Origin of the sequence: Nodosilinea sp. LEGE 07088, from assembly GCF_015207395.1 — a bacterium.
Taxonomy (GTDB): domain Bacteria; phylum Cyanobacteriota; class Cyanobacteriia; order Phormidesmidales; family Phormidesmidaceae; genus Nodosilinea.
On record NZ_JADEWX010000239.1, the window covers coordinates 1 to 6,903 of the forward strand.

At 56.5% G+C, this 6,903-nt stretch carries 8 protein-coding genes; 4 read left to right on the forward strand and 4 right to left on the reverse strand.

The genetic code is table 11. From position 1 onward, the window contains the following. Positions 1-20: 20 nt before the first annotated feature. Both IQ254_RS28510 and IQ254_RS28515 read right to left on the reverse strand, forming a co-directional pair. Positions 21-920 carry a triacylglycerol lipase gene (locus IQ254_RS28510; protein WP_193969532.1) on the reverse strand — a complete coding sequence of 300 codons (900 nt, stop codon included), beginning with the start codon at positions 918-920 and terminating at the stop codon, positions 21-23. 13 nt (positions 921-933) lie between these two features. Continuing rightward, positions 934-1,503 carry an HdeD family acid-resistance protein gene (locus IQ254_RS28515; RefSeq protein ID WP_193969533.1) on the reverse strand — a complete coding sequence of 190 codons (570 nt, stop codon included), beginning with the start codon at positions 1,501-1,503 and terminating at the stop codon, positions 934-936. A gap of 150 nt (positions 1,504-1,653) precedes the next feature. On the opposite strand from IQ254_RS28515, the gene IQ254_RS28520 reads away from it, so the two are divergent. After that, on the forward strand, positions 1,654-2,481 hold the full coding sequence (locus IQ254_RS28520; protein ID WP_193969534.1) for a sulfurtransferase: 828 nt from the start codon (positions 1,654-1,656) through the stop codon (positions 2,479-2,481). A 15-nt stretch (positions 2,482-2,496) separates the two neighbouring features. Here IQ254_RS28520 and IQ254_RS28525 read toward each other — a convergent pair whose 3' ends face one another. Further along, positions 2,497-3,309, reverse strand: a complete 813-nt coding sequence (locus tag IQ254_RS28525; protein WP_193969535.1) for a TerC family protein — start codon at positions 3,307-3,309, stop codon at positions 2,497-2,499. Positions 3,310-3,516: 207 nt separating this feature from the next. Here IQ254_RS28525 and IQ254_RS28530 point away from each other — a divergent pair, with 207 nt between their 5' ends. After that, positions 3,517-4,194, forward strand: a complete 678-nt coding sequence (locus IQ254_RS28530; protein ID WP_193969536.1) for a hypothetical protein — start codon at positions 3,517-3,519, stop codon at positions 4,192-4,194. A gap of 72 nt (positions 4,195-4,266) precedes the next feature. On the opposite strand, the gene clpP is transcribed toward IQ254_RS28530, so the two are convergent. Next, positions 4,267-4,872 carry an ATP-dependent Clp endopeptidase proteolytic subunit ClpP gene (gene clpP / locus IQ254_RS28535; protein WP_193969537.1) on the reverse strand — a complete coding sequence of 202 codons (606 nt, stop codon included), beginning with the start codon at positions 4,870-4,872 and terminating at the stop codon, positions 4,267-4,269. 263 nt (positions 4,873-5,135) lie between these two features. Here clpP and IQ254_RS28540 point away from each other — a divergent pair, with 263 nt between their 5' ends. Together IQ254_RS28540 and IQ254_RS28545 are read left to right on the forward strand one after the other, a co-directional pair. Further along, positions 5,136-5,939 (forward strand): ABC transporter permease, encoded by an 804-nt coding sequence (locus IQ254_RS28540; RefSeq protein ID WP_193969538.1) that lies wholly within the window; start codon positions 5,136-5,138, stop codon positions 5,937-5,939. 27 nt (positions 5,940-5,966) lie between these two features. Continuing rightward, positions 5,967-6,903, forward strand: a 937-nt coding sequence (locus tag IQ254_RS28545) for a ring-opening amidohydrolase (RefSeq protein WP_193969539.1), incomplete at its 3' end; no start/stop codon positions are given.

Consider the following 6,903-nt stretch of genomic DNA (forward strand, 5'->3'; position numbering starts at 1 on the left):
CCCCTGCAATAGCTGAAACCTCAAGGTTCTGAGGCAGCACTTAACGTTGGGTCAGCGCGGAGGGCTTCCAGTTCTCGCCACATATCGCCAACATGCAGCCAGCCCACATAGCCTGAGTAGAGGCAGTCTGCCTGGGCCGAGGTCAAAAACACGTGATAAATGCCAACCGGGCTGCACCACAGGCAGATGCTGGTGCCATCGGCAAAGGTGTGCCAGGGGGTAGCCAGGGAAAAGTCGCGTCGATGGGCATCGGTCATGCCCGGTATCTGACGCAGCCGCTCTACCAGGGGATGCAGCCATAGCGGGGCGCTGAGAACCTGGCCCTGCCAAAATTGCTGAATTTGATCGACTACCCGAGGATGGCAGCGCAGCGCTGAATGACTAATGCCCTGCAAACAGACAAACTGCGCGTTGGGTACCCGCGTACTTTCTACGGTGATCGTGCCGTCACTACCGCCATCGACATCTCCGGCAATAGAGAGGGTGTTTATAGCGGCGGCAATACGACTGGCCAAAGGGCGGCGATCGCGCCCTAGGTCAGCCGCCACCCCTACCCCCACCTGCAGCGGGTCGAGAATGCGGCCCAAGTCTGCACCGCCCACTGGTGACCCCACCAAAACCAAAAAATCGACCCGCTGCCACCAGTCAGGATGCCGATTTAGCACCTCTAGCCAAATCAGCCCCCCCATCGAATGACCAACGATGCGCAGCGGCAAATGAGGGTATTGACCCAGGGTACTGGTGGCTATGGCATCCACTTCGTCCACTAGAGGCGCCATGCGCAGCCAGGTCATGGCGTAGTTCAGACAGGGGACGACCACCTGGGCATTCTCGCTGGTCAACCGCTTGGCCAGCGTCAGCATGGCCTGGTTGGTGTCGGCCCAGCCATGCTGAGCAAAAAAAATGTAGTCACTGGGCATTGGTATCGCGATCCTAGGCTGCATCCTGGCGAGCCGCCAGGGCTGATCCTAACAGCGAAGCCCCACTTAGCAACAGGCTGATGCCTAGGTATAAGCCAATCAGCCAGCGCGCGTTAATGGGCCAGCGATTGATGGCCAAAATGCCTAAAATCAGCGTGATGATGCCATTAATAGCGACAAACCACGACATTCTGCCCCCAACACGGTAGACAAACGCCATCGTGATGGTGAAAATACCTTCGACAATGAGCAGTAGGCCAAAAACCAGGGCCAGAATTGCCGCTGCTTTCAGAGGATTCAATAGCAGGTAAAGGCCAGCAATGGTATAAAAAATACCCGCCCCAAAGCTGAGCCAAAGCCCCCAGACGACTTTTGCCTGCCAGGCCTGAATCAACTGAATCAGGCCCCCGCCCAAAGCTATCCAGCCAATGGCAGCGGTAAACAAGGCTGAGGCGATTCTCGGCATCAAGATGGCTAAAATGCCCAGCACCATCAGACTGATACTGAGGGCAATAATCCAGATTGTGGCTGATTGAATGTCGGCTTTGAGCGCGTCAGTACTCGATGGCGGTTCCCTAGTCATGATGTGCGTCTCGACGATTGTGGTCTGCTGCTGAAACGGTTTGACCGTAAACTATTGAGACATCTGTAAATAGCATCCACAGACTGCAAAGAGCTGACCGTCGGTAGCTTTGCACCTTATATCCTACTTCTAGACTCCTGTTTCTTGGCTATGACTTGTCCTCGCAACCTGGTTTCTACGGCCTGGCTGACCCAGCATCTGGACGACCCTCTGGTGGTGGTGGTGGACTGTCGCTTTGCCTTAGCTGACCCGCACCAGGGTCGCCAGCAATATACCCAGAGCCATGTCCCTGGGGCCTGGTATGTGGATCTAAACCAAGATTTGTCTGGCCCGGTGCAGCGTCACGGTGGGCGACATCCTCTCCCCCCGATAGAAGATTTGACGACCCTGCTGACGACCATAGGAGTGATGTCTAAGGGGTCAGACTCTACCCTGGTGGTCGCCTACGATGACTCACAATTTGCATTTGCCGCGCGTTTGTGGTGGCTGTTGCGCTATCTGGGGCACGACAACGTCGCCGTTTTAGACGGCGGCTGGGGTGGGTGGGTACAGTCAGGTAACCCCGTCACCACGGCGCAGCCCGAGGCCCGGCCCGGGAACTTTATACCGGCTCAGCGCCAGAACTGGGTCGTAGATATTGATCACGTGCGCCGCCGTCAGCAGGGCTCGATGCTGATTGATTCGCGATCGCCCGAGCGCTATCGGGGCGAAGTCGAACCCATTGACCCAATCGCGGGCAGTATTCCCGGCGCGGTGAACTATTTTTGGCAAGCTGTCTCAGACTCCGTTGGCCAAATGCAACCTCCTGAGCAGCTGGCCGATCACTGGGCTGCGCTCGATGCCGCCGATGAGGTCATCGTCTACTGTGGCTCTGGCGTCACGGCCTGCGTCAACTTGTTGAGTCAAACCCTGGCCGGGCGACCCATGGCCAAGCTTTACGCTGGCGGCTGGAGCGATTGGTGTTCTTACCTGGAATGATATTGGCGAGCAGCACTAGTCATGCTGGAGCGGTAGGGCCGGGGTAGGCTCATCTTGACCAGACTTAGCCTTCAAAGGAGTGCTGTGCTCAGCCTCCAACTCGGCGATGGTAGGCACCGTGCCATTGGCCGCAGGCTCTGCCGCCACAGCTTGTGCAGTTTCGGTGCGCTGGGAAAACCCCCAGGCAAAGACGAGGGTAATCATCAGCACCATGACCCATTCTGGGGGCACTAGGCCAGAGTCGATTACCCGTAGCAGCAGGCGAATACCCACAAAGGCCACGGTAATAAAGCCCGCATCTTCGAGATGCTCAAACTCTTCTAGCCAGCGGATAAATAGCCCCGCCATAAACCGCAGGGTGATAATGCCAATAGTGCCCCCCAGCAAAATCACCAGCACATCATCGGATAGGGCCAGAGCAGTGGTGACGCTGTCGAGGGAAAAGGCCAGATCAGTAAAGGCAATAACCGGAATCGCCTGCCACAGATTGGCAAATCGGGGTTGGTGGGCATGGCCATCGTCATCGCTAGCGGTGAAGTGTTTGAATACCAGCCACAGCAGGTAGGCGGCCCCCATCACCTCAAATTGCCAAAATTGCAGTACCCAGCCAGCGGTTAAAATGAGGCCTACCCGCAACAAAAAGGCTACTAGCAACCCTAGATTGAGCGCCCGACGCTGCATGGCTTCACTATCGAGACCCTGGGCGATCGCCGCTAATGCGATCGCATTGTCTGCCGACAGCACTGCCTCCAGGGCAATTAACACTGGCAGCAGCAGTAGGGTATCGACGCCAAAGTTGGTAGAGATATCGAGCAATCGGTCTAGCATTAGCTTAAGTTAGCCGCCTAGGGCAGCCATCGTAAGGGTTTGGGTTAAAAGCACAACGCCTACCTAGCCTGCGGTCGCAAGACAGTGAGGGGCTAGCCCTGGTCTGCGCTTAACTTGCCTGGCTGGCAGCGTAATGAGTTCAGTCTAACGCGCTCCGCTTTCTTAGAATAGTACGGTTACCATTCACCCACAGGGGAGACGTCTGGCGTGCTGAGTTCGCTACTGCTGCAATTTCGACAAGCATATCCCCAGGGTAGTCTGACCTCTGATCTGCTCACCATCCACGATGGTCTCTATGTGGTGCGTGTGTGTGTCGGGGCCGAGGGCGTGACTCTGGCCTGCGGTATGGGTACCCATACCGATCTAACCCAGGCCGAAGATCTGGCCACAAAGCGGGCCCTAGAACGGTTGGGGTTGGCTACGTTAGACCCGTCTTCGGTGGATGAAGCCCCACCCACCCCAGCTCTGACTGCTGAGTACCCTGTTAAACTACCTCCCAGGGCGGCTGTGCCCGAGCTGCCTGCTCTAGACCCGCCGCTAGAGTCAGACCATGAAACGCTATTGCCCACGATGGTTTCGTCACCCATTGCCCTGGCTGTACCGCCTGCCCCGAAGGTATTGTCGTTAACCCCGCTGGCTGCCAGTGACAATCAATTTACCGACGACTTTATCGATTTAGAGATCGGGCAAGTCGCCCCGATTGATCTGTCAGATATTATTGCCCAGACCGATGTTGAGCTTCAGCGACTGGGATGGGATGTCAATCAAGGCCGCGAGTTTTTAGAAAAAACCTACGGCAAGCGATCGCGCCATGACCTCACCGACGATGAGCTGCTAGAGTTTTTGCTCTACCTCGAGACCCAACCCGCCTTCGGTAGCGCCTAGCCTGAAGAAATTACCTAAAGGGCGTAGTCTCTGGGCTGAGAGATCATGGCATAGCGAGCCTAGCAATGGCCCCTACTTCACGATCATGGGGCGGCTGCCTACCGAGGTGCGATCGATCACCTGGTCGATCAGGCCATATGCGACAGCTTCCTGCGGGCTCATAAAAAAGTCACGCTCGGTATCTTCGGCAATTTTATCGAGGGGTTGACCGGTGTTATTGGCCATCGCCTCATTGAGCTGCTTTTTCAGGTAGAGAATCTCTTTCGCCTGAATTTCAATATCGGTGGCTTGCCCCTGGGCACCGCCTAGAGGCTGGTGAATCATAATTCGCGAGTTGGGCAGACTCATGCGCTTGCCCTTTTCGCCCGCTGTCAGCAAAAAGGCCCCCATGCTGGCCGCCAGCCCCACGCAAATGGTGCAGACCTGGGGGCGAATGTGGTTCATGGTGTCGTAAATGCCCAGCCCAGCACTGACAGAACCGCCGGGAGAGTTAATATACAGATAAATGTCTTTTTCGGGGTCTTCGGCTTCGAGAAACAGCATCTGGGCCACAATCAGGTTGGCTGAGTCGGCCGTTACTTGCTGCCCCAAAAAGATAATGCGCTCCCGCAATAGGCGGGAATAAATGTCAAACGCGCGCTCGCCACGCCCGGATTGCTCAATAACGGTTGGGATCATCGTGCTAAGCCACTCATACTGCTTTAACTGATTCTAGCGACTTGTGGGGCCGAGTACTGGAGGGATAGCCGAATCGCTTGACCAGAAACTCGACCTGTGGGCTTGTTCCCCCAATAACACCTACAATTTAACACCTACAATTTAAGGAAGATGCTCAAGATGCAAGGGTGGGCAATGCCCACCTCTAGGAAGAATCTTAGCCAGACGTTACCTCAGCTCAAGGGGGCATGCCCCAGTAAACCCACTGATTAAAGAGAGTTGCCATGGTTGTGACCGAGCCCATCCAAACCGATATTGCCCTGCCTGGGTTTAAATCCCTGGTGGATTCTAAGCATGGGGCTTATCTGCTACCCCTGGCCACCACCGTGCTGCTGTTTGTGGTCTGGGAAGTATCGGTGCGGCTATTTTCGATTCCAGAGTTTATCCTGCCGGCCCCCTCCGCCATTCTGGCGGAAATTCCTCAGTGGGGTGCTGCGGTGGCTAAAAATGCCTGGATCACCCTGTTTACCACGGTGGTGGGGTTCCTAATGGCGCTGGTTTTGGGAGTGCTGCTGGGCTTTGTGATTGGCTATTCTAAGCTGGCCAACCTGACGATTTACCCTCTGTTGATTGGGTTCAACACCATTCCCAAGGTGGCCCTGGTGCCGCTGATGTCGATCTGGTTTGGCATTGGGGCCGTACCAGCGATTCTGACCGCATTTTTACTGGCCTTTTTTCCGATCGCGGTCAATGTCGCCATTGGCCTGGCCACGGTCGAGCCCGAAATGCAGGATGTGCTGGTTTCGCTGGGGGCATCCCGGTTTGAGATCTTTCAAAAAGTAGGCCTGCCCCACACCATGCCCTACCTGTTTGCCTCCCTCAAGGTGGCGATTTCCCAGGCTTTTATCGGCTCTGTCATTGCCGAAACCGTGGCCTCTAACGGCGGCATTGGCTATGTCATTCTCTCGGCTAGCTCTAGCTTTAATGTGCCCCTGGCGTTTTTATCTCTGCTAGCTCTGGCGGTGATGGGGGTAGCGCTCTACGGCATTTTTGTCGTACTTGAAAAGCGCTTTGTCCGCTGGCTGTGATGATCGTTGCTCTGACCCATCGGCTCCATGCACATTGATCTGCACAAAATTCCCCAGGCCAGCCCCGATGATATCTCCGGTTTGGATGCCTTAATTCAGGCGGGTACCCTGAACCCAAGCCATATTATTGCTGTTTTGGGCAAGACCGAGGGCAACGGCTGTGTGAATGACTTCACCCGAGGGTTTGCCACCCAGACCTTAAAAAACTACCTGGGCCAGGTTTTGGGGCCAGGGGCGGCGAAGGAGATTGTTTACATCATGTCGGGGGGCACGGAGGGGGTGTTGAGCCCCCACCTGAATGTCTTCACCCGCCAGCCCAGTGCGCCCGATGCTATGCCACACTGGGGGCTGGTGATGGGGGTCAGCCGCACCCGCCCCTTTGCCCCTGATGAGATTGGGGCGTTAGCCATGGTCAAGACCGTGGCCGAGGCGGTGCATGTCGCCCTGGCCGAGGCAGGGTTGCAGCCTGAGCAGGCGAGCTTTGTACAGATTAAATGCCCGCTGGTGCAGGCGACTCAGGCCGAGGGGCTGAAGCGCAGCAGCTACCAGTCGATGGCAGATTCTCGGGGGGCCGCTGCCCTGGGGGTGGCCCTGGCCCTGGGGGAACTAGGGCCCGACCCCATGACCCCAGATATGATTGGCCGTAACTTTGAGATTTACTCAAAAACGGCGTCGGCCTCAGCGGGGGTCGAGCTGCAAAACTGCGAAATTTTTGTGCTAGGGAATGCCGCCCACGCCACCGGCAACCTGGTGATCGGCCAGGCTGTCATGCACCACGCCCTGGATTTGGACGCAATACACCAGGCCGTTGCCAACACCGGCCAGCCAGCGACGCAAATCGTCAATATTTTTGCCAAGGCTGAGGCCGATCCCAGGGGCACTATTCTGGGCTGTCGTCACACCATGCTGGATGACTCAGATATTAGCCATACCCGCATGTCGCGGGCGGTGGTAGGGGCGGTGG